Here is a 20,366-nt window from a genome sequence, read left to right as displayed (position 1 = left end):
TGTTCGGTCCCAGCGGGACTCGGCTCAGACGGCGGCGCCGAACAGCTTGGGCAGGGTGGCTTCGTGCGCTTCGCGCAGTTCGCTCAGCGGCACCGAGAACTGACCCTGCACCTCGATCGAATCCGCACCCTGGTCGACCACACCGATACGCACCCACGGCAGTTCGCGGGCGGTGCACATGCGGGTGAACCTGGTCTCCTCCGACCGCGGCACGGCGACGAGCACCCGGCCGGCCGATTCGGAGAACAGTGCGACGAACGGGTCGGCGTCCTCGGGAAGCAGGATGCGGCAACCGGTCTCGCCGGCCAGCGCCGCCTCGACCACCGCCTGGGCGAGACCGCCCTCGGAAAGGTCGTGAGCGGCGCTGATCATGCCGTCGCGGGAACCCGCGGTCAGCACCTCCGACAGCAGCCGCTCCCTGGCGAAGTCGACCTTGGGCGGGACACCACCCAGATGATCGTGGGCGACCTGCGACCAGATCGACCCACCGAACTCGTCGTGGGTGTCACCGAGCAGGATCAGCGTCTCGCCGGGCTCGAGACCGAGGCCGGTCGGGATACGGCGGTGCACATCGTCGATGACGCCGAGAACGCCGACCACCGGCGTCGGCAGGATGGCGTCCTGGCCGGTCTGGTTGTAGAAGCTGACATTGCCGCCGGTGACCGGGATGCCGAGTTCCACACAGCCGTCGGCCAGACCGCGCACCGCCTGCTGGAACTGCCACATCACGCCCGGGTCCTCCGGCGAGCCGAAGTTCAGGCAGTTGGTGACGGCCTTCGGGGTGGCGCCGGTGGTGGCGACGTTGCGGTACGCCTCGGCCAGCGCGAGCTGGGCGCCGGTGTAGGGATCCAGCTTGGTGTAGCGGCCGGAGGCGTCGGTGGCCAGCGAGATACCGCGGCCGGTCTCCTCGTCGATCCGGATGACACCGGCGTCGGCGTGGTCGGCGAGCACGGTGTTGCCGCGCACGTAGCGGTCGTACTGCTCGGTGATCCACTTGCGGCTGCACAACTGCGGGCTCGACACCATCTGCAGCAGGGTGGCGCGCAGTTCGTCGGCGGTCTTGGGCCGAGTCAGGGTGTCGGGGGTGTCGGCGATCAGCGCGTCCTGGGAGTCCGGGCGCTGCACGGGGCGCTCGTAGACCGGGCCTTCGTGGGCGACGGTGCGCGGCGGCACGTCGACCACGGTCTCGCCGTTCCAGCTGACGATCAGGCGCTCACCATCGGTGACCTCGCCGATCACGGTGGCCAGCACATCCCACTTGCGGCATACGGCCATGAACGCGTCCACGTTCTCCGGCGTCACCACCGCGCACATGCGCTCCTGGGATTCGCTGGACAGCACCTCGGCCGGAGTCATATCGGCGGCGCGCAGCGGAACCTTGTCGAGCTCGATGCGCATACCGCCGTCACCGGCGGCCGCGAGCTCGGAGGTGGCGCACGACAGCCCGGCGCCGCCGAGGTCCTGGATGCCGACGACAAGCTTGGCGGCGTACAGCTCCAGACAGCACTCGATGAGCACCTTCTCGGTGAACGGGTCACCGACCTGCACACTCGGCAGCTTCTTGCGGCCGGCACCGGACTCGTCGCCGGAGAAGGTGTCCGAGGCAAGCACCGAGACGCCGCCGATACCGTCGAGGCCGGTCCGAGCGCCGAACAGGATGATCTTGTTGCCGGTACCCGAGGCGAAGGCCAGATGCAGATCCTCGACCCGCATCACACCCGCGCAGAGCGCGTTCACCAGTGGGTTGCCCTGGTAGGAGGCGTCGAAGACGGTCTCGCCGCCGATGTTCGGCAGCCCGAGCGAGTTGCCGTAGCCGCCGACGCCGCGCACCACACCGTCGACCACGCGACGGGTATCGGTGGCGTCCGCGGCGCCGAAGCGCAGCTGATCCATCACCGCGATCGGGCGAGCGCCCATCGCCATGATGTCGCGCACGATGCCGCCGACGCCGGTCGCGGCGCCCTGATACGGCTCGACGTAGGACGGGTGATTGTGGCTTTCCACCTTGAAGGTGACCGCCCAGCCGTCGCCGACGTCGACCACGCCCGCGTTCTCACCGATACCGGCGAGCATGCAGGCGCGCATCTCCTCGGTGGTGGTCTCGCCGAAGTAGCGCAGATGCACCTTCGACGACTTGTAGGAGCAGTGCTCGCTCCACATCACCGAGTACATCGCCAGTTCGGCGTCGGTCGGCCTGCGACCGAGGATCTCCTTGATCCGGGCGTATTCGTCATCCTTGAGCCCGAGCTCGAGGTACGGCTGCGGAATGTCCGGAGTGGCTGCTGCGGTTGCGACCGTGTCGACCTGCGGAGTCACGGGATTACCAGGGTCCTTTCGGCCAGGCATGCGGAGACAATCCAGACGACCGCCGCTGCGATGCGCCGAGTTGCTGAATTGCCGCGAGATACGCCTGCGAGTCTACTGCCGGGGCAAACGCGACTACTGCCGGGGCAAACCCGGCCGACCCCGGGGCATAGGGGTACCCGCTAATCTGTCCCGGTGAACGATCGATCGGGGGTTGCGGAACCGGCCGAGCAGCCCGTCACCACCGCTGACGCACGCCCCGGTTCGAACGGCGATGTCGTAGCGTCCAACAACGACGGAGCGCTCGGCATTGGCGCAGCGCTCGCGGGCACCGGCGGCCTGTCCGCACGCCAGATGCGTTGGCTGGCCGGTGCGATCGCGCTGTTCTTGATCTACGCGATCATCGCCCCCCTGGTCCACTGGTGGGACGGCTATATCGATCTGCAGGTCTACCGCAACGGCGCGCGGGTATGGCTCGACGACGGCGACCTCTACGGCCCCATGCCCAAGGTGTTCGGCATCGGACTGCCGTTCACCTATCCCCCGCTGGCCGCGCTGTTCTTCGCCCCGCTCGCGCTCATGCCGCTCGGCGTGGCCGAGATCGTGGTGTTGGCCACGTCGGTGCTGAGTCTCGGCATCACACTGTGGTTGGTGCTGGCACGGATCCGTCCCGAATTGGACCGGATGAGCGCGCTGGCCGTCGTCATTGCCGCGGTCGCGCTGGCAGGCTTCTTCGAACCGGTGCGCCAGACCTACTCCTTCGGCCAGATCAACCTGGTCCTGATGGCCGCGGTCGCCCTGGACTGCTTGGTGCGCAAGCCCTTCTGGCCGCGCGGCATGCTCATCGGCATCGCGGTTTCGGTGAAGCTGATCCCGGCCGGATATCTGCTCTATTTCCTGCTGCGCAAGGACTGGAAGGCGGCGGGCACGCTGGTCGTCTCCGCGATCGGCGCGGTCGGGCTCGGGTTCCTGATCTTCCCGAGCGATTCGGTGGAGTACTGGTTCCACACCCTCGCCGACACCGGCCGCATCGGCCCGCCCTATTACGCGGGCAACCAATCGCTGAAGGGTTTCGCGTTCCGGCTCGGTGTGTCCGATTCGCTCGCCACGGTGATCTGGATCTCGTTGTCGCTGATCGCCATCGGCCTCGCGGCGCTGTGGATGCGCAGGCTCATCGTGGCCGGCGCGTCGGTGGCCGCGCTCATGGTGAACGCGGCCGCCATCCTGCTGGTCTCGCCGGTGTCCTGGTCGCACCACTGGGTGTGGGTCGCGCCCGCACTGCTGCTGACCGCCGACGCCATCGCCCGCGGCCGGCGCAATCCCTGGCTGATCGGCGCGGTCGCCGCGATGACGGTGATGTTCCTGATCGGCCCGCACTGGCTGCTGCCCCATGAAGCCGACCGCGAACTCGACTGGGCCTGGTGGCAGCAGATCATCGGCAGCGGCTACGTGATCACCACGTTCGCGGTGTTCGTTGTCGCCGTGCTGACCTATCGGCCCGCGGTCTCCGGGGTCAAGAAGGCGGCCAGCGCCGCGGCGTAGGACCCCACATCGGCGGCGCCCATCAGCTCACGGGCCGAATGCATTGCCAGCTGCGGCGCGCCGACATCAACGGTGGGCATGCCGGTGCGGGCGGCCGTCATCGGGCCGATGGTGGATCCGCACGGCAGATCGGCGCGGTGCACATATCGTTGCAGCGGCACCCCGGCCTGATCGCAGGCGAGGGCGAACGCGCCCGCGCCGGTGGCATCGGTGGCGTAGCGCAGATTCTGATTCACCTTGAGCACGGGGCCACCGTTGATCTCGATGCGGTGGGCGGGTTCGTGCCGGTCCGGATAGTTCGGGTGGGTCGCGTGTGCCATATCGCCGGAGGCGCAGATCGAACCGGCCAGCGCCGCCAGGTATTCGGCACGGCCGCCGCCGCGAGTCAGCACGATTCGTTCCAGCACCGTCGGCAGCAGATCCGACTGCGCGCCGCGGTCGGACTGGCTGCCGACTTCCTCGTGGTCGAACATGGCCAGCACCGGTACCGCCGCACCGGGGGTGTCGATGGCGGCGAGGAAGGCGCGCAGGCCCGCGTAGCAGGTGCCCTGGTTGTCCAGGCGAGGCGCACTGACAAGATCTCGGTCGCGGCCGACCAACCGGCTCGGGTCCAGATCGTGGGTCATCAGTTCCCAGCCGAGCACTGTGTCCGGATCGACGCCCGCATGCTCGGCGACGTAAGCGATGAACGAGCGCGGTTCGGAGCCGACACCCCAGATGGCGTTCACATGCCGCTGCGGGTCGAGGGTCACTCCGCGCCGATCCTCGGACAGGTGGATCGCCAGCTGCGGCACCCGCAGGATCGGCTCGTTGACGCGCACCAGCCGCTGTCCGACGGTGTTTCCCTCACGCACGCTCAACCGCCCGGACAAGCCGAGCTCACGGTCGAGCCACGAATTCAGCCAGGCACCGCCGTAGGGTTCCAGACCCACCAGCTGCCAGCCCGCGGCACTCAGATCCGGATGCTGTTTGACCCGCAGATTGGGGCTGTCGGTATGCGCGCCGACCACCCGGAACGGCGCCGCCGCTTCGGGATCGTGATCGGCCCACGCCACCAGCGAGCCGCCGCGCACCACGTAATGGCGTCCGCGCCCATCGGTCGGCCACACCGAGGTCTCGTCGAGCCGGGTGAATCCGTGCTCGTCGAGATCCTGTGCGACCGTATGGCACACGTGGAACGGTGACGGCGACTCATCGATGAAGGCACACAGCCCGGCGGCCGAAGCCGCGGTGGAGGAAACCGGCATACCGCGATCCTATGCGCAGCGCCGGTTCGTGGGTCCGTGCCGCGAGTGCCCATCGTGGCGGTGTGATTCCGGTATGCGGACGCTGGGCGCCCGAGTCCACGAACCCGGCTACGTTCCCGCAGGCGGAACGGCTCCCACCGAGGAGAACACTTCGCCCACCTCTGAGCGACAACGTTTCGTGTTGTCGCTCAGAGGTGGGCGAAAGGTAATTGTCCGGCAGCTGTCGTTCGGGCTATTCGGCCCGCTGACCGCTCGGTGACCTCAGGCGCTGACGAGCGTGTCCAGCACCGAGAGGAACAGGCCGAGCCCGTCGTCACTCGGGCCGGTGAGCGGCTCGGTGGCGTGTTCCGGATGCGGCATCAAGCCGACGACGCGGCGGTTGGCCGAAGTGATGCCCGCGATACCGCGCTGCGAACCGTTCGGGTTGTCGCCCGCATAGCGGAACACCACGCGGCCCTCGCCCTCGAGCTCGTCGAGCACGGCGTCGGATGCCTGGAAGCGGCCCTCACCGGACTTCAACGGGACCAGGATCTGGGCGCCAGGCTCGTAGCGGGAGGTCCAGGCGGTGTCGACGGCGTCCACGCGCAGCCATTCGTCACGGCAGATGAAGTGCAGGCCCTCGTTGCGCGTGAGCGCACCGGGCAGCAGCCCGGCCTCGCACAGCACCTGGAAGCCGTTGCAGATGCCGAGCACCGGCATGCCGTTTTCGGCGGCGCGTACGACTTCGCCCATGACCGGCGCGAACCGGGCGATGGCACCGGCTCGCAGGTAGTCGCCGTAGGAGAACCCACCGGGCACGATGACGGCGTCGACCTGCTTCAGATCGGCGTCGGCGTGCCAGAGGTCGACCGCCTCGGCGCCGGCCAGCCGGACCGCGCGGGCGGCGTCCACATCATCGAGCGTGCCGGGAAAGGTGATGACCCCGATGCGCGATGTCATGAGACGCGGACCACCTTCCACTCCTCGATGACCGTATTGGCCAGCAGCGATTCCGCGATCTGCGCGAGTTCGTCGTCGCTGACGTCATCGCCGACCTCGAGTTCGAATCGCTTGCCCTGCCGGACGTCCGAGACTCCCTGGAATCCCAGGCGCGGAAGTGCACCGACAATGGCCTGACCCTGCGGATCCAGGATCTCGGCCTTCGGCATCACCTCGACAACGACTCGTGCCACGCGTTGCTCCTCGAGTGGTGGTGGGGGTTACCTGAACAGCGTAGTTGTAGGGCACGACCGGCGCGGTAGCGGGTTGGTTGTGTCCTGCCCGTTGTGGCGCGTCCCACAGCCTTACTCACCGAGAGGCTGGAGCGTATTCGCAACTGCGCCTAACGTGGCCGTATGCGCATAGCCCACTTCGGTCATTCCTGCATCCTCGTGGAGCTGCACGGCAGAAAGGTCCTGTTCGATCCCGGCACCTTCGCGCACGGCTTCGAAGGCATCACCGGCCTCGACGCGATCGCCGTCACCCATCAGCATCCCGACCATATCGACCCGAACCGGATCGAGGCGCTCATCGCGGCCAACCCGCAGGCCCGCCTGTTCAGCGATCCACAGACCGCTCAGCAGCGCGGCGGCGCGTGGGAGGCGGTGCACGCGGGCAACGTCATCGACCTGGACGGCCTGCGCATCACCGGCGGCGGCGGACGCCACGCCGTCATCCATCCCGACATCCCGGTCATCGACAACACCGTCTTCCAACTCGGCACCCCCGCCGACCCCGCCCAGCTCGTCCACCCCGGCGACTCCCTCTGGGTCCCACCCAACCCCGTCGACGTCCTCGCCATCCCCGCCGTCGCCCCCTGGATGCGCATCAGCGAAGCCGTCGACTACCTCCGCGCCGTCGCCCCCCGCACCGCCATCCCCATCCACTTCGGCATCATCGCCCCCGAAGCCCAAGGCATCTACTTCGGCCGCCTCGCCGAAATGGGGCCGGCGGGAACCGAATTCCGCGTCCTCCAGCCGGAAGATTCCGCCGAGTTCTGAACCGCGCCTCCACACCCCGCACTGGACCGTGGAAATCCATCCGCGCCGATAGAGGCCGTCCCGCACTACCGGGTGTAGGAGGACAGAAACAGCGCTTCGGCCAGGGCGAGGTGTTCGATCTCGGTGGGGTCGACGCTTTCGTTGGGGGCGTGGATGAGGCACTGCGGTTCTTCTACGCCGAGCAGCATGATTTCGGCGTCGGGGTAGGTGTCGGCGAAGACGTTGCACAGGGGGATGGAGCCGCCTTGGCCCTGGGTGGTGGCGGGGCGGCCGTAGGCGGTGGCTAGGGCCGATTCCATGGCGGCGCGGGCGGGGCCGCCGCGGCCGGAGCGGAACGGGGCGCCGGTGGATTCGAGTTCGATATTGAGTTTCGCCTGCCACGGCGTATGGGATTTCAGGTGCGCAACCAGGGCCTGGTGGGCCTTCTCCGGGTCGGTGCCGGGTGGAATGCGCAGGTTGAGGCGGGCGCGGGCGATCGGCTGGACCGCGGCCGAGGAACCGACCACCTTGGGGGCGTCGATGCCGAGAACGGTGAGCGCCGGGCGAGCCCACAGCATGTCGGCGACGGTGCCGTCACCGAGCAGGCCGACACCGGAGAGCAGACCGGCATCGGTGCGGAACTGATCTTCGGGATACTGCACACCGGACCAGGTTTCGTCATTCGCGAGCCCATCGACGGTGGTGTTGCCATGTTCGTCGCGCAGCGAATCCAGCAGCTTGATCATCGCCGCGAGCGCATCCGGCGCCGCCCCGCCGAACATGCCCGAATGCAACGGCCCAGCAAGGGTTTCCACGGTCACCACCACATTGACGTTGCCGCGCAACGTTTCGGTGAACGTCGGCACGCCCACCGCGAAGTTCCCGCTGTCGCACACCAGGATCGCGTCCGCCCGCAGCAGATCCGGATTCGCCTCGACGAAACGCTCCAACCCGCCGGTCCCCTGCTCCTCCGAGCCCTCGGCAACCAGCGTGACACCCACCGGCAGATCGGTGCCCAGCGCCCGCAGCGCCGTCAGGTGCATGACGATATTGCCCTTGCAATCGGCGGCACCGCGCCCGTACCAGCGGCCGTCCTTCTCGGTGAGTTCCCACACCGGGGTCCGCCAGGCAGCATCGTCGAGCGGTGGTTGCACGTCGTAATGGCAGTACAGCAGCACCGTCGGCGCGCCAGGCGGGGCCGGGCGCGAGGCGATGACGGCCTTACTGCCGTCGGGTGTTTCGTGCAGGCCGACCCGGGTGAGCCCGACCGCCGCGAACGCGTCGGCCACCCAATACGCGGTGCGTTCGCATTCCTCGGGCGGGAACTGGCGCGGATCGGCCACCGATTTCAGCCCAACCAGCTGCGCGAGGTCGGCTCGCGCCTGCGGCATCTGTTCGGCGACCCGTTTACGCAGGTCGGATACGCGTGTGTCATCGGAGGTCATGGCACCTTCACTTCGTCGTATCGTCGAACTTCATGTCCCCCACCTGATTCAGATAGTCATCGAGCCGCTCCGGGCAATAGGTGGCGATCGCCAGCTCCACCGCCCGCACCATATCGCTCGGACCGATCACCGGCCGCTGGCCCGGTCCGCCCGCCCCGGTGGTGATCGACTGCTGATATCGGGCCTTGATCAGCGCTGAGGACGGGTCCTGGCACACGATCCCACCGTCACGGCCCAGCGAATTCGCGATGATCTGCGGGTCGGGTGCGGGCAGACCCGCGGCGACCAGCTGGTCGTGTAGTTGTCCCGCCAGCACATCGGCCTGGTGATCGTCGCGGATGCGGTCGAACTGTGCGAGACCGAAGAGTGCGAACGTGCACAGCAGCACGATCGTGGTGATGTAGATGATGCGCCGCTTGCGATCGGGCGCGTCGCCGGTCGTCATGCCATGCCCTTTCTGGCATGAGCGGGGCGCCCTCCGTGGTGACGCAGGCTGACGCCTCCGGGCGCTGACCCGATCATGCCGCCACCTCCGGCGCCGCGATCTTCCAGCTCTCCCGCCGGAATCGATAGAACAGATACGGAATCAGCAGGCCGACAATCCCGAGCCCGCCACCGACGATCAGCACGTAGACGAGGGTGTTACCGCCACCGAACTGCGAGGGCGGTACGAACCCGATGATGAACGCCGCCACCGACGACACTGCGCCCATCACGCACAACCCGACCAGAGCGGGCGCCCGATAACCGCGCGGATGATCGGGTTGATTGCGGCGCAATCGAACAGCCGCCGCGAACATCAGCACGTACATGATCAGATACACCTGCGTGGTGATGACCGACAGAATCCAGTAGGCACTGGAGACATTCGGGATGAATGCGTAGAGCAAGGCGATCAGCGTGGTGAACACGCCCTGCGCGACGAGCATGTTCTGTTGCACGCCATGGGCATTCGTCTTGGTCAGGATCGGTGGCAGGTAACCCTCGGAGCGCCCGATCAGCAGCAACCCCTTCGATGGGCCCGCCAGCCAGGTGAGCATCCCGCCCAACGCCGCGGCGACCAGCGCGATACCGACGATCGGGGTCAGGAAGTCGATCCCGAAATGCCCGAAAAACCCGTCGAAGGCCTGCATCACGCCTGCGGTCAGGCTCAGGTTCGCCGCGGGCACCACCCAGCTGATCGCCAGGGCCGGCAGGATGAAGATCAGCAGGACCAGACCCGCGGCCATGAACATCGCCCTGGGGAATTCGCGGCCGGGATTGCGCAGGCTGGACACGTGCACCGCGTTCATCTCCATGCCCGCGTAGCTGAGGAAGTTGTTCACGATCAGCACCAGACTGGCCAGGCCCGCCCAGGCAGGGAGCAGATGGTCGCCATCCATCGGCGCAGCGGACGGATTGCCCTGCGCCAGGAACACCAATCCCAACAGCACCAGCACAGTGCCGGGGATCAACGTGCCGATCACCAGACCCATACTCGACAGACCCGCCACCGTTTTGGTGCCCTGCGAGGAGATGTACACCCCCGCCCAGTAGACGGTGATGATGACGATCGCGACATACACGCCGTTGGCCGCAAGCGACGGATGGATGATGTAGGCGAAAGTGCTTGCCACGTAGGCCAATAGGCTCGGGTAGTAGAAGATCGTCATCGCGAATTGGCACCACACCGCGAGGAACCCGAGCGGCTTGGACAGGCCGTCGCCGACCCACCGGTACACCCCGCCCTGCCAGCCCGACGCCAGTTCCGCCGCCACCAGCGAGGTCGGTAGCAGGAACAGCAGCGCGGGAACGAGATAGAGGAACACACACGCCAGGCCGTAGACGGCCATGGTCGGCGCCGACCGCAGACTGGCCACCGAGCTGGTGGTCATCAGCGCCAAGGTCACCCAGGAGATGTATTTGGTGGCGGTGGCGCTCGTCGTGGTCGCGGTCATCGCTCCCTCCTGCCTGCTCGGTCCTGCCCGATACAGCAATCCAGAAGCGGCCGACACCACGCCGCCGTGACCACTGTGGCATGAAACCGTGAGGTCATCGGGTCGATTCAGGCTATTGACACGCAACCATCACCCAAATCGTGACAACACGCTCCGCGCAGGTAGACGCCGCCGCCCCTAGATCGCCCAACCGGGGCGGCGGCGTCTCATGCCGCCCGCGCCGCGGTGAACGGTTCCCAGCGATACACGTCGCTGACCGCACCGTGGTAGAGGGCGAGGTCGACGGCGTCGAGCACGGCCTGCCGCGGACCGGAACGACCCAGCTGAGCACCCGAAATGGCCAGGCGAAGCACACCACCGCGACGCGCGGTGCGGGCCGCACCCATGATCAGCGCGCGACACCACCACGGTTCGGCGCGGAACCCCTCGCCGATCCCGTACACCCTGGATTTCTGGGCGGTATTGCGTTCCAGGTCGAGCATGGTCGTCAGGCCGAGCGCGAGCCGGAAACCCGTCTGCGGCAGGGCCGCGAGCGCGCCCGCCGACGCATCCCAGCGCGGTGCGGCGAACAACCGGGTGCGCAGGCCGACCTGCTCTAGCACCCGGTCGGCGGCAGTCAACCGAAGCAGCGCCTCATGCTTGGGCAAGGTCGAGAATTCCGCGCGCCTGCGCTTGGTGGCGGCCTGGTCGTAGCCGTGCAGGACGATGGCGTCACCCTCGGCCCGTCTGCCGCGCAGCCATGACTGCGTGGCCGGGTCGTTCACCAGCCGGTACTTGCCCTTCAACCGGGGCGCCACCAGCAGCGACAGCCGCACGTCACGCCGATCCATCTCCGCGGCGAATTCGATCGCCGCGTCCCGGGTGGTGTCCCGGATACCGGAAACCGACACGATCAGCTCAGCGTTCATGAACCTACGGTGCCAGCCGCAGATGTATTCGACGTGCTGTCCGGATGACCGCCCGACGAACTCCCTTACCTGGTCAGGCTGTGCCCGATTACACCTGATCCGCGCCCTACGTGGTGACGCTTCGCTGCCTCCTCCGGGCCTGACCGGATCAGGCGGCCGAACCAACGGTATCGAGCACCCATGCGTACTCGAACGCCACTTCCTTCCACTTCTCGTAGCGACCGCTGACGCCGCCGTGGCCCGCGCTCATCTCGGTCTTGAGCAGCAGCGGGGAGTCGCCGGTCTTGGTGGCGCGCAGCTTGGCCACCCACTTGGCCGGCTCCACGTAGAGCACGCGGGTGTCGTTGATGCTGGTGATCGCCAGAATGGCCGGATAGTCCTTGGCCTCGACGTTCTCGTAGGGCGAATAGGACTTCATGTAGTCGTAGACGTCCTTGTCCGCCAGCGGGTTACCCCACTCGTCCCATTCGATGACGGTCAGCGGCAGCGACGGATCCAGGATCGAGGTCAGCGGGTCGACGAACGGCACATTGGCGAGGATGCCCGCGAACAGTTCCGGCGCCAGGTTCGCCACCGCACCCACCAGCAGACCACCGGCACTGCCGCCGTCGGCGATCATGCGATCGGCGGCGGTGGTGCCGTTATCGACGAGATGACGGGCACAGGCCACGAAATCGGTGAAGGTGTTCTTCTTGGTGAGCGTCTTACCGTTCTCGTACCAGAGCCTGCCCATCTCACCACCGCCGCGCACATGCGCCACCGCGAACACCATGCCCCGATCCAGCAGCGACAGCCGCGACACCGAGAACGACGGGTCCATGCTGGCCTCGTAGGACCCGTAACCGTAGAGCAGCAACGGCTTCGGTGCGGTGGTGTCGAGATCCTTGCGCTTGATCACCGAGATCGGGATGCGGGTGCCGTCCTCGGCGAGCGCCCAATCCCGGTGTTGCTCATAGTCACTCGGGTCGTAGCCGCCAAGCACCGGCTGCTCCTTGCGCAGCATCAGATCACCGGTGGCAGGCACATAGTCGAACACCTGCATCGGTGTGATGAAGGAGGTGACGCCAAGACGCAGCGTCGGCTGGGTCCATTCCGGGCTCGCGCCGACACCGGCGGCGAACAGTTCCAGCCCGAAGTCGAGTTCGCGCAGTTCGCCGTAGCCGTCCGGGCCGAGCGGCCAGACCGCGACGCGGGTCAGCGCTTCGCGCCGGTAGCTGAGCACCAGATGCCCGGCGAAAGCGTCGACGTCCTCGAGGCGCACATCGTCGCGGTGGTCGATGAGCACGGTCATCTCCGCCGGATCGGCCACCGGCGCCTCGGCGAGGACGAAGTTCTCCGCCTTCGCGCCCGCGCCCGGCTTACCCTCGGCGATGACGTCGTTGTGCAGGATCAGGAACCGGTCTTGGCCCGCAACCACGGCATGTTCGGCGGCGTACTCCACGCCTTCGCGGCGCGGCAGCAGCACCCGGAATTCACCCTCCGGGTTGTCCGATTCCAGCACCCAGCCCTCGGTGGTGATCTTGGAGCCGACCCAGATCATCAGGTACTTCTCCGAGCGGGTCGCTCCGACACTGACCCAGTAGCGTTCGTCGGGCTCGTGGAAGACCTTCGCGTCCGCGTCGGTCGCGGTGCCGAGGCGGTGGCGCCAGACGGTGTCGGGGCGCCAGGATTCGTCGACGGTCTGATAGAAGACGTGGGTACCGTCCAGCGACCAGGTGGCGCCCGGCGCGGTACGCGGGATCTCGTCACCGAGCAGCTCGCCCGTGCGCAGATCCTTGAAGCGCAATGTGTAGCGTTCGTCGCCCGCGGTGTCGACCGAGTAGGCGAGCAGGTTGCCGTCGTAGCTGAGCGAGAAGGCACCGAGGGCGAAGAAGTCGTGGCCTTCGGCGAGGGCGTTGCTGTCCAGCAGGACCTGTTCGCCCTGGATCTCGGTGTCGACGTCCAGCTGGGGTGGGGTCCAGGCATAAATACCCGTGGCGTCGGCGTCGATCGGGCACCGGCAGTGCACGCCGTACTGCTTGCCCTCGAAGCTGCGCGAGTAGTACCAGTAGTCGCCGACGCGGGTGGGCACCGACAGGTCGGTCTCCAGCGTCCTGGCCTTGATCTCGTCGAAGATCTTGTCCCGCAGCGGGCGCAGATGCGAGGTCCGCGACTCGGTGTAGGCGTTCTCCGCCTCCAGGTAGGCGATGACCTCGGGGCTTTCCTTGTCCCGCAGCCACTCGTATTCGTCGACGAAGACGTCGTCGTGGTGCACCCGCTCGAGGGGCACCGTCTTGGCGATCGGCGCCGTCACCGTCTGGTCGTCGGTTGTCGATCCGCTACCACTGTCGAGAGCCATGCGCACCACCGTAGCCGGGGTCGCCGGTACACCGCCCGCCCGGATTCGGCCGCAGCCCGGCGCCGAGCCAGGATCTCGGTGTCGACCGTGCGTCGGAACTGTCGCACACCGGGGTGGACGGCACAGGGTGAGTGGCGCGAACCGGCCCCGGCGCTCATATGCGCCGGGGCCGGTTGATCGAACGCCGAATGCTGGGGCTCAGGCGCCGAGCGCGGGTCCGATGGTGGACCAGGAGGCGTGCAGCGTGTCCTGCCAGTACGACCAGGAGTGGGTGCCGACGGGGCTGTAATCGATCCGGGCCGGAATTCCGGCGGCACGCAACCGCTGCTCGAAGGCGACGGTGCACAGGTTCACGCCGAGCTCGACCGGGCCGCCGAGGAAGATGTTCTCCGCCAGCTGCGGCTTGATCTCGGCCTCGTGCGGGCCCGGGATGCCGGTGCCGGTGGACAGGTAGAGGGTCTTGCCGCGCAGCTGTTCCAGCATCAGCGCGGGATCGTGTGCGGCCCAGGCGGGGCTGCCGGGCGGCCCCCACATATTGAGCGGGTTGCCGCCCCGATTGGCGACCGAGAACATCACCGCACCCTGCGCCATAGCGGTGTCGGGGCAGGCACTGTACCCGGCGACGGCGCGATACAGCGCGGGATGGCGGGCGGCGAGGATGAAGGCCGCGTTACCGCCCATGGACAGGCCGCCGATGCCGTTGACCCCGTTGCCGTTGAACTGGGCGTCGATGATCGGCGGCAGCTCCTGAGTCAGGAAGGTCTCCCACTTGTACCGGCCGAAGCGGGGGTCGTCGTGGATCCAGTCGGTGTAGTAGCTGGCCTGGCCGCCGACCGGGAGCACCACGTTCACGTTGCGGCCGGAGAAGAAGCGTTCGGCGTCGGTGGCATTGGTCCAGGTGCTCTGGCCGACGCCGGGGTCGAGTCCGTCGAGCAGGTAGTACGAGGCCCGCGATCCGCCGCCGGCCGGGTGCAGGACCTGCACCTGGATCGTGCGGCCCATCGCTGCGGATTCGACGAATATCGCCGATCGGGTGGGGCTCAGCTCGTCGACGCGGACCAGGCGGGCCGCCGACGCCGGCGCGGGTGACACCACCGCCGGGCCGATCAGTGCCGCCGCGAATGCCAGCACCACGGCAGCAATTCTTGCTCTACGCACTTCCCCTCCTGTATCAGCGCATGACAATGGCCCTCTAAACTAACCCAGGCACGAGTTGTCGGCGGTCATTTGAAGATTCGGCGTTTCGGCAGCAAACTGCCCGGTACGTAACCGCTTTCACGTGTGTTACCCAGGTGAGGGGTCAGCGATTCAACGCACCCCTGATGGCACCCGCGAGGTAATCGAGATCCGCCCGGTGCGGAGTGGTCGGTCTCGCCTTCAGCCCGAAACCGTCCCCGATCGTGCGTGGGATGACCTGCAGATGCACATGAAATACCTCTTGACCTGCGGTAACTCCATCGGCCAGGAAGAAGTTCACCCCTTCGCACCCCACCTCGCTGGTCCGCAGGGCGGCAGCGAGCATCTGCGCGACCCGGAACAGCTTGCCGCCGATCTCCGGATCGAGCTCCTCCAGGCTGCGCGCGGCCACCTTGGGCACCACCAGCAGATGCCCTGGCGTCAACGGACGGATATCCATGAACGCGATGACGTCATCGTCCTCGTAGACGCGGCTGGCCGGTTCCCTCCCGGCGATGATGTCGGCGAAGATCGTGTACGGATTCACCCGCCCTCTCAGAGAATCGGCGACGGCGTGTAGCGAGCAGCCTCGGGATACGCGGCGACGAGCTTGTCCACCTGCGCCACCACATCACCGACCTGCGCACCGGCAGCGCCGATGAACGCCGACTTGTCCGCAAGGGCGGCGTCGAGCGCCTCCCGGTCCAGCGGCATCCGGGAATCGCCTGCCAGGCGATCGAGCAGATCGGGTTCGCGACCCTGCTCACGCATCGCCAGCGCGACGGCCACCGCGTGTTCCTTGATGACCTCGTGTGCGGTCTCACGGCCGACGCCGGTGCGCACGGCCGCCATGAGGATGCGGGTGGTGGCAAGGAATGGCAGGTAGCGGTCCAGTTCGCGGGAGATGACGGCCGGGTAGGCGCCGAACTCGGCCAGCACCGTCAGGAAGGTCTCCATCATGCCGTCGATGGCGAAGAAGGCGTCCGGCAGCGCGACGCGGCGCACCACCGAGCAGAACACGTCGCCCTCGTTCCACTGCGCGCCCGACAGCTCGGCGGCCATCGACGCGTAGCCGCGCAGCACCACCTGCAGGCCGTTGACGCGCTCGCAGGACCGGGTGTTCATCTTGTGCGGCATAGCCGAGGAGCCGACCTGGCCGGGCTGGAAGCCCTCGGTGACCAGCTCGTGGCCCGCCATCAGCCGGATGGTGTGCGCGAACGACGACGGCCCTGCGCCCACCTGCACCAGCGCCGAGAGCACATCGTGGTCCAGCGAGCGCGGGTACACCTGGCCGACACTGGTCAGCACAGTGGCGAAGCCGAGATGGCGCGCCACCTGCTGTTCCATGGTGGCCAGCTTGTTCGCGTCGCCGCCGAGCAGGTCGAGCATGTCCTGGGCGGTGCCCATCGGGCCCTTGATCCCGCGCAGCGGGTAGCGGTCGATCAGCTCACGCAGCCGGGTCAGCGCGATCAGCAGCTCGTCGGCGGCGGAGGCGAACCGCTTGCCGAGGGTGGTGGCCTGGGCGGCGACGTTGTGCGAACGGCCCGCCATCACCAGCACCTGATATTCGGCGGCGCGTTCGGCCAGTCGGGCGGCGATCGCGACACCGTGGGAGTGCACATGCTCGAGCGAGAGCCGGATCTGCAGCTGTTCGACGTTCTCGGTGAGGTCGCGGCTGGTCATGCCCTTGTGCACGTGCTCGTGCCCGGCGAGAGCGTTGAACTCCTCGATCCTGGCCTTCACATCGTGGCGGGTGACGCGCTCACGTTCGGCGATGGAAGCCAGGTCGACCTGGTCGATGACGCGCTCGTAGTCGGCGACGACACCGTCGGGCACGTCGATGCCGAGCTCGGCCTGCGCCCGCAGCACCTCCAGCCACAGCCGCCGCTCGAGCACGATCTTGTTCTCGGGGGACCACAGATGCACCAGCCCGGGGCTGGCGTAGCGGGTGGCTAGGACGTTCGGGACGAGGCTCACGTCCGGTCAGTCTAGTGCTCGGAACCTGTCGACCTGCTGGGCGTCGCGGGAGCGACGATGTCGATCACTTCCAGCAGCGCGCCGCGGGCCATCCGCCGCGGCTGCGGGTCGCGTTCGGTCAGTGCCGCGACCACCGCACCGTCGACCACCGCGACCAGTCTGCGCAGCTGCTCCTGCCGTACCACCCGATCGGAGCGACGCAGCACATCGGCAAGGAGATCGTCGAGTTGGGCACGTAGTCGTTGTTGCACTTCACGCAGCTCGGGATGCCGGGCGGAGGCGACCGTGCGCTCGTAGCGGGCGATCAGCTGCCCGCGCGCGTCCTCGTCCTGGCTATCGGTACCGATCAAAAGGTCGAGGACCAGCTCGACGGTGGCCTCGGCGCCGCGTCGGCGGTGGCTCACCTCGCCGATCCTGCGGCGCATCGCCTCCAGCTCCGCATTACCGCTGAACTCGACCGCCCTGGCGATCAGATCTTCCAGCGATTCGAAGTAGTACGTCGTGGACGCAAGGGGTAACTCGGCCCGTGTCGCGACGGAGCGGTGTCTTACCGCATCGAACCCACCTTCGAGTAGGAGCTCGGCAGCAGCTGCTACCAGAGCTTGGCGACGCCGTTCGCCTTTCGGGGTCGTCGCGGTTATCACCGTGCCATCGTGCCAGTCATCATCAGTTCATCCGTGCGGAATCGGAAGGATTTAGCAGCCACCGATGTTTTTACCGCATCCGCGCGGCGATGGTGTCGTACTGTGCGAAGTTGTTGCCGGACACTATCTTCGACCGCTTGGTTAGTGCTCAGCGTCGCAGGAAGTCAGCTAGGCGCAGCAGCGCGGCTTCGATGTCGGCGGTCGCGCCGGCGAAGGAGAAGCGCACGGTGTGGTTCCCGGCGACGGTGTCGAAATCGAGTCCGGGTGCCAGCGCGACGCCGGTGTGCTCGAGCACCTCGGCGCACCAGGCGCGGGAATCACTGGTGAGATCGGCGATATCGGCGTAGGCGTAGAAGGCGCCGTCGGCCGGTGCCAGATCGGTGATGCCCAGTTCGGCGAGGCCGTCGAGCAGCAGTTTCCGGTTGGTGGCGTAGCGGCGGACGTGGCCGTCGAGTTCGGTTTTGGACTCAGCGCCGAAGGCGTGCAGCGCCGCGTATTGCGAGATGGCGGGCGGGCAGACGGTCATGTTCGAGGCCAGTCGTTGCAGCGCGGGGCGCATGCCGGTCGGGGCGAGCATCCAGCCCAGCCGCCAGCCGGTCATCGAGAAGTATTTCGACACCGAGCCGATCACCACTGCCTCGCGCGAGGTCTCCCACGCCGACGCGGTGCGCTCCCCGCCGTAGGTGATGCCGTGGTAGATCTCGTCGGAGATCAGCAGGGTGCCGTTGTCCTCGCACCAGCGGGCGACGGCGGCGAGTTCATCGGGGTCGATCATGGTGCCGGTCGGGTTGGCCGGACTGGCCACCACCAAGCCCTTCGGCGGTTCGGGCAGCGCGTCGAGCATGGCGACGGTGGGCTGGAAGCGGGTCTCTGCGCCGCAGTCGAGTTCCACCACCCGGCAACCGAGCGCGGTCAAGGTGTTGCGGTAGGCCGGATAGCCGGGACGAGCCACCACCACGGTGTCGCCGGGGTCGAAGGCGGCCAAGAAGATGAGGGTGAACGCACCGGAGGAACCGGTCGTCACCACCACATCGTCGGGGTCGACCGGATAGCCGTAGGTGTCGCGGTGGTGTTCGGCAATCGCCTCACGCAACGGCAGGATGCCGAAAGTTTCGGTGTAGCCTAGCAATTCGGCGTCGATCGCGGCCTTGGTCGCGCGCAGCACCGGCGCGGGCGCGGGCGTCGACGGCTGCCCGGCCGCCAGCACCAGCACATCGCCGTGCGTCCTGGCTCGTTCCGCTGCGGCTTTCCAGACATCCATCACGTAAAAAGGTGGAATGGTCGACCGCCGAGATTCTGTGAACACCCGACAGACGGTAGAGCACACGCTCACCGCTGTCGGGCGATATGGTCGCACCTGATGCTCGAGAAGGCCCCCCGGTCGACACTCGACCAGGACTCCGTCGAAGAGCCCGCCACCGACGGCCGCGCGGCCGACGAGACCGGGCTCGGCGAACAGCGCCGCACCGACTCCGCCGATGACACGCCCGTGACCATCACCCGCTCCCGCGCACTGCGGTTTCCCCGGCTGCGCCGAAACCGGCGGGCGGTCGCGACCACCGTCGTCGAGCCCTCGGAACCCGACCTCGACTTCCCGGACAGCGAACCGACCGCCGAACCGGACGAGACCAGAAGCACTGGATCCGCCACGGCCGCCGGGTCCGAAGCGAGCGCACCGGGCGATGACGCGGACTCGGAATCGGCAGCAGGCGGTAATGAGGCGAGCGCCCTCGCAGCCGCCGAGTCCCGCGCGCCCGGGGACGGCGAAGCCGACATCCCCGCATCCGAGCGCTTGAAAGACGTGCCCATGGTGGGCGGGGTCGTGCTCGCACCGGATTGGCGGACGCGAGGCGAGGGAAAGCGGCCTGGGCTGCGTGCCTTCATCGGGCCGCATGTCGAGCGGGTCCGTGAGCTGACCCGGAAGCGGCCGTCCCGCGATGACATTCAGGAGCTGCTGGCCAAGCGCCCGACCGGTGACGAGGTGCGCGCCACCCTGCGCAAACACCGGGTGCTGATCGGCGGGGTCACGGTGGTCGCGTTGTTCGCGGCGGCGGACTCCACCTTCCTCGGCATGGTCACCGACAGCGGGCCCGCGCCGGGGCAGGTGCAGCGGATCGCGGTGGCCTACCCCTGGCAGATGCAGACGACCACACCGTCGGTGCGGCGCTACCTCGATGCCGTCGACCACGGCGAACGCCTGCGTGAACAGGCAGTTGTGGCCGCTGCGGCCCGCGCCACCCTGGAGCGCGCGAGGAATGAAGCGGCGGCGGCAGCGTCCGGCGAACGGCAGCCGTGGATGGGCGCCCCACCACCGCCCGCGGTCTCGATGATCCCCGGCACCGTGCTGCCCGGCGGCATCGCGCCGGGCGCGGGCGGCTTCGTCCTGCCCGCGATCGGCGCGTTCACCTCCGGGTTCGGGTCGCGGTGGGGCACCTTCCACAACGGCATCGACGTCGCCGGTCCGATCGGCACCCCGATCTACGCGGTCGCCAACGGCACCGTCATCGACGCGGGCCCGGCACAGGGGTTCGGCCTCTGGGTTCGCATCCGCCACGACGACGGCAGCATCTCCGTCTACGGCCACATGTACGACTTCTTCGTCTCCGTCGGCGAACGCGTCCCGGCGGGCATGCAGATCGCCCGCATGGGCAACCGTGGCGATTCCACCGGCCCCCACCTGCACTTCGAGGTCATCGTCGGCGGGCAACACGTCGACCCGCAGCGCTGGTTGGCGCTACACGGGCTCACCTACAGCTGAGCGGTGAACTGACGGCTCGGCTCGCTGGACAACCGCGCGGCGCGCCGGGATCCGGACGGGATTCGGCACAACTGCGGGCCGCTGCCCGGTTGGATCCGCCCTTCTTCGATCCGTGCCGAAGGCTCGACCGAC

Annotated in this window: 17 protein-coding genes; 3 read left to right on the top strand and 14 right to left on the bottom strand. The window is 67.8% G+C overall.

What is annotated here, in order from left to right:
* Positions 1–24: 24 nt before the first annotated feature.
* Positions 25–2,346, bottom strand: coding sequence for a phosphoribosylformylglycinamidine synthase subunit PurL (gene purL / locus ACFXNW_RS04650; RefSeq protein WP_379415848.1), 2,322 nt, complete (start codon positions 2,344–2,346; stop codon positions 25–27).
* Positions 2,347–2,499: 153 nt separating this feature from the next.
* Between purL and ACFXNW_RS04645 the strand changes: the two genes are divergently transcribed.
* Positions 2,500–3,846: a glycosyltransferase 87 family protein gene (locus ACFXNW_RS04645; protein ID WP_379415847.1), complete on the top strand. Its 1,347-nt coding sequence runs from the start codon at positions 2,500–2,502 to the stop codon at positions 3,844–3,846.
* On the opposite strand, the gene ACFXNW_RS04640 is transcribed toward ACFXNW_RS04645, so the two are convergent.
* The 3 genes from ACFXNW_RS04640 to purS form a co-directional block, all read right to left on the bottom strand.
* Positions 3,795–5,093: a M18 family aminopeptidase gene (locus ACFXNW_RS04640; RefSeq protein ID WP_379415845.1), complete on the bottom strand. Its 1,299-nt coding sequence runs from the start codon at positions 5,091–5,093 to the stop codon at positions 3,795–3,797. The genes ACFXNW_RS04645 and ACFXNW_RS04640 overlap by 52 nt on opposite strands.
* A 261-nt stretch (positions 5,094–5,354) precedes the next feature.
* Positions 5,355–6,032, bottom strand: a complete 678-nt coding sequence (gene purQ / locus ACFXNW_RS04635; protein WP_379415843.1) for a phosphoribosylformylglycinamidine synthase subunit PurQ — start codon at positions 6,030–6,032, stop codon at positions 5,355–5,357.
* Positions 6,029–6,265, bottom strand: a complete 237-nt coding sequence (gene purS, locus ACFXNW_RS04630) for a phosphoribosylformylglycinamidine synthase subunit PurS (RefSeq protein ID WP_036532785.1) — start codon at positions 6,263–6,265, stop codon at positions 6,029–6,031. Before purS ends, purQ begins: the two co-directional genes overlap by 4 nt.
* 162 nt (positions 6,266–6,427) lie before the next feature.
* Here purS and ACFXNW_RS04625 point away from each other — a divergent pair, with 162 nt between their 5' ends.
* The gene (locus ACFXNW_RS04625) at positions 6,428–7,072 is read left to right on the top strand and encodes an MBL fold metallo-hydrolase (RefSeq protein ID WP_379415842.1); all 645 of its coding nucleotides are present in this window, start codon (positions 6,428–6,430) and stop codon (positions 7,070–7,072) included.
* 65 nt (positions 7,073–7,137) lie between these two features.
* Here the strand turns inward: ACFXNW_RS04625 and ACFXNW_RS04620 are convergent, their stop codons facing one another.
* The 10 genes from ACFXNW_RS04620 to ACFXNW_RS04575 form a co-directional block, all read right to left on the bottom strand.
* The gene (locus ACFXNW_RS04620; protein WP_379415841.1) at positions 7,138–8,496 is read right to left on the bottom strand and encodes a dipeptidase; all 1,359 of its coding nucleotides are present in this window, start codon (positions 8,494–8,496) and stop codon (positions 7,138–7,140) included.
* Between the two features lie 7 nt (positions 8,497–8,503).
* The gene (locus ACFXNW_RS04615) at positions 8,504–8,941 is read right to left on the bottom strand and encodes a hypothetical protein (protein WP_379415840.1); all 438 of its coding nucleotides are present in this window, start codon (positions 8,939–8,941) and stop codon (positions 8,504–8,506) included.
* Between the two features lie 73 nt (positions 8,942–9,014).
* Complete coding sequence (locus ACFXNW_RS04610) at positions 9,015–10,433, bottom strand: APC family permease (protein ID WP_379415839.1); 1,419 nt, start codon at positions 10,431–10,433, stop codon at positions 9,015–9,017.
* Between the two features lie 206 nt (positions 10,434–10,639).
* Entirely contained in the window at positions 10,640–11,341 is a 702-nt protein-coding gene (locus ACFXNW_RS04605; RefSeq protein ID WP_379415838.1) for a DUF2334 domain-containing protein, read from the bottom strand.
* Between the two features lie 148 nt (positions 11,342–11,489).
* On the bottom strand, positions 11,490–13,679 hold the full coding sequence (locus tag ACFXNW_RS04600) for a S9 family peptidase (protein WP_379415837.1): 2,190 nt from the start codon (positions 13,677–13,679) through the stop codon (positions 11,490–11,492).
* Positions 13,680–13,877: 198 nt separating this feature from the next.
* Positions 13,878–14,837 carry an alpha/beta hydrolase gene (locus tag ACFXNW_RS04595; RefSeq protein ID WP_379415836.1) on the bottom strand — a complete coding sequence of 320 codons (960 nt, stop codon included), beginning with the start codon at positions 14,835–14,837 and terminating at the stop codon, positions 13,878–13,880.
* Positions 14,838–14,979: 142 nt separating this feature from the next.
* Entirely contained in the window at positions 14,980–15,402 is a 423-nt protein-coding gene (locus ACFXNW_RS04590; RefSeq protein ID WP_379415835.1) for an HIT family protein, read from the bottom strand.
* Between the two features lie 8 nt (positions 15,403–15,410).
* Positions 15,411–16,832 carry an adenylosuccinate lyase gene (gene purB / locus ACFXNW_RS04585; RefSeq protein ID WP_379415834.1) on the bottom strand — a complete coding sequence of 474 codons (1,422 nt, stop codon included), beginning with the start codon at positions 16,830–16,832 and terminating at the stop codon, positions 15,411–15,413.
* Between the two features lie 11 nt (positions 16,833–16,843).
* Positions 16,844–17,476, bottom strand: coding sequence for a TetR/AcrR family transcriptional regulator (locus ACFXNW_RS04580; RefSeq protein WP_379415833.1), 633 nt, complete (start codon positions 17,474–17,476; stop codon positions 16,844–16,846).
* Positions 17,477–17,624: 148 nt separating this feature from the next.
* Positions 17,625–18,782, bottom strand: a complete 1,158-nt coding sequence (locus ACFXNW_RS04575) for a pyridoxal phosphate-dependent aminotransferase (protein ID WP_379415832.1) — start codon at positions 18,780–18,782, stop codon at positions 17,625–17,627.
* A 54-nt stretch (positions 18,783–18,836) separates the two neighbouring features.
* On the opposite strand from ACFXNW_RS04575, the gene ACFXNW_RS04570 reads away from it, so the two are divergent.
* Positions 18,837–20,234 carry a M23 family metallopeptidase gene (locus tag ACFXNW_RS04570; RefSeq protein WP_379415831.1) on the top strand — a complete coding sequence of 466 codons (1,398 nt, stop codon included), beginning with the start codon at positions 18,837–18,839 and terminating at the stop codon, positions 20,232–20,234.
* The last annotated feature ends 132 nt before the right edge of the window (positions 20,235–20,366 follow it).

The sequence above is a fragment of the Nocardia sp. NPDC059180 genome (assembly GCF_042754945.1).
Taxonomy (GTDB): domain Bacteria; phylum Actinomycetota; class Actinomycetes; order Mycobacteriales; family Mycobacteriaceae; genus Nocardia.
The sequence above is the reverse complement of the archived record's forward strand: the minus strand, read 5'-3'. Positions and strand labels throughout refer to the sequence as shown.

Bases quoted from the DNA above. Each gene is read 5' to 3' on its own strand.
- purL (WP_379415848.1), bottom strand. From the start codon at position 2,346: ATGCCTGGCCGAAAGGACCCTGGTAATCCCGTGACTCCGCAGGTCGAC.
- ACFXNW_RS04640 (WP_379415845.1), bottom strand. From the start codon at position 5,093: ATGCCGGTTTCCTCCACCGCGGCTTCGGCCGCCGGGCTGTGTGCCTTC.
- purQ (WP_379415843.1), bottom strand. From the start codon at position 6,032: ATGACATCGCGCATCGGGGTCATCACCTTTCCCGGCACGCTCGATGAT.
- ACFXNW_RS04625 (WP_379415842.1), top strand. From the start codon at position 6,428: ATGCGCATAGCCCACTTCGGTCATTCCTGCATCCTCGTGGAGCTGCAC.
- ACFXNW_RS04620 (WP_379415841.1), bottom strand. From the start codon at position 8,496: ATGACCTCCGATGACACACGCGTATCCGACCTGCGTAAACGGGTCGCC.
- ACFXNW_RS04615 (WP_379415840.1), bottom strand. From the start codon at position 8,941: ATGACGACCGGCGACGCGCCCGATCGCAAGCGGCGCATCATCTACATC.
- ACFXNW_RS04610 (WP_379415839.1), bottom strand. From the start codon at position 10,433: ATGACCGCGACCACGACGAGCGCCACCGCCACCAAATACATCTCCTGG.
- ACFXNW_RS04605 (WP_379415838.1), bottom strand. From the start codon at position 11,341: ATGAACGCTGAGCTGATCGTGTCGGTTTCCGGTATCCGGGACACCACC.
- ACFXNW_RS04600 (WP_379415837.1), bottom strand. From the start codon at position 13,679: ATGGCTCTCGACAGTGGTAGCGGATCGACAACCGACGACCAGACGGTG.
- ACFXNW_RS04570 (WP_379415831.1), top strand. From the start codon at position 18,837: ATGCTCGAGAAGGCCCCCCGGTCGACACTCGACCAGGACTCCGTCGAA.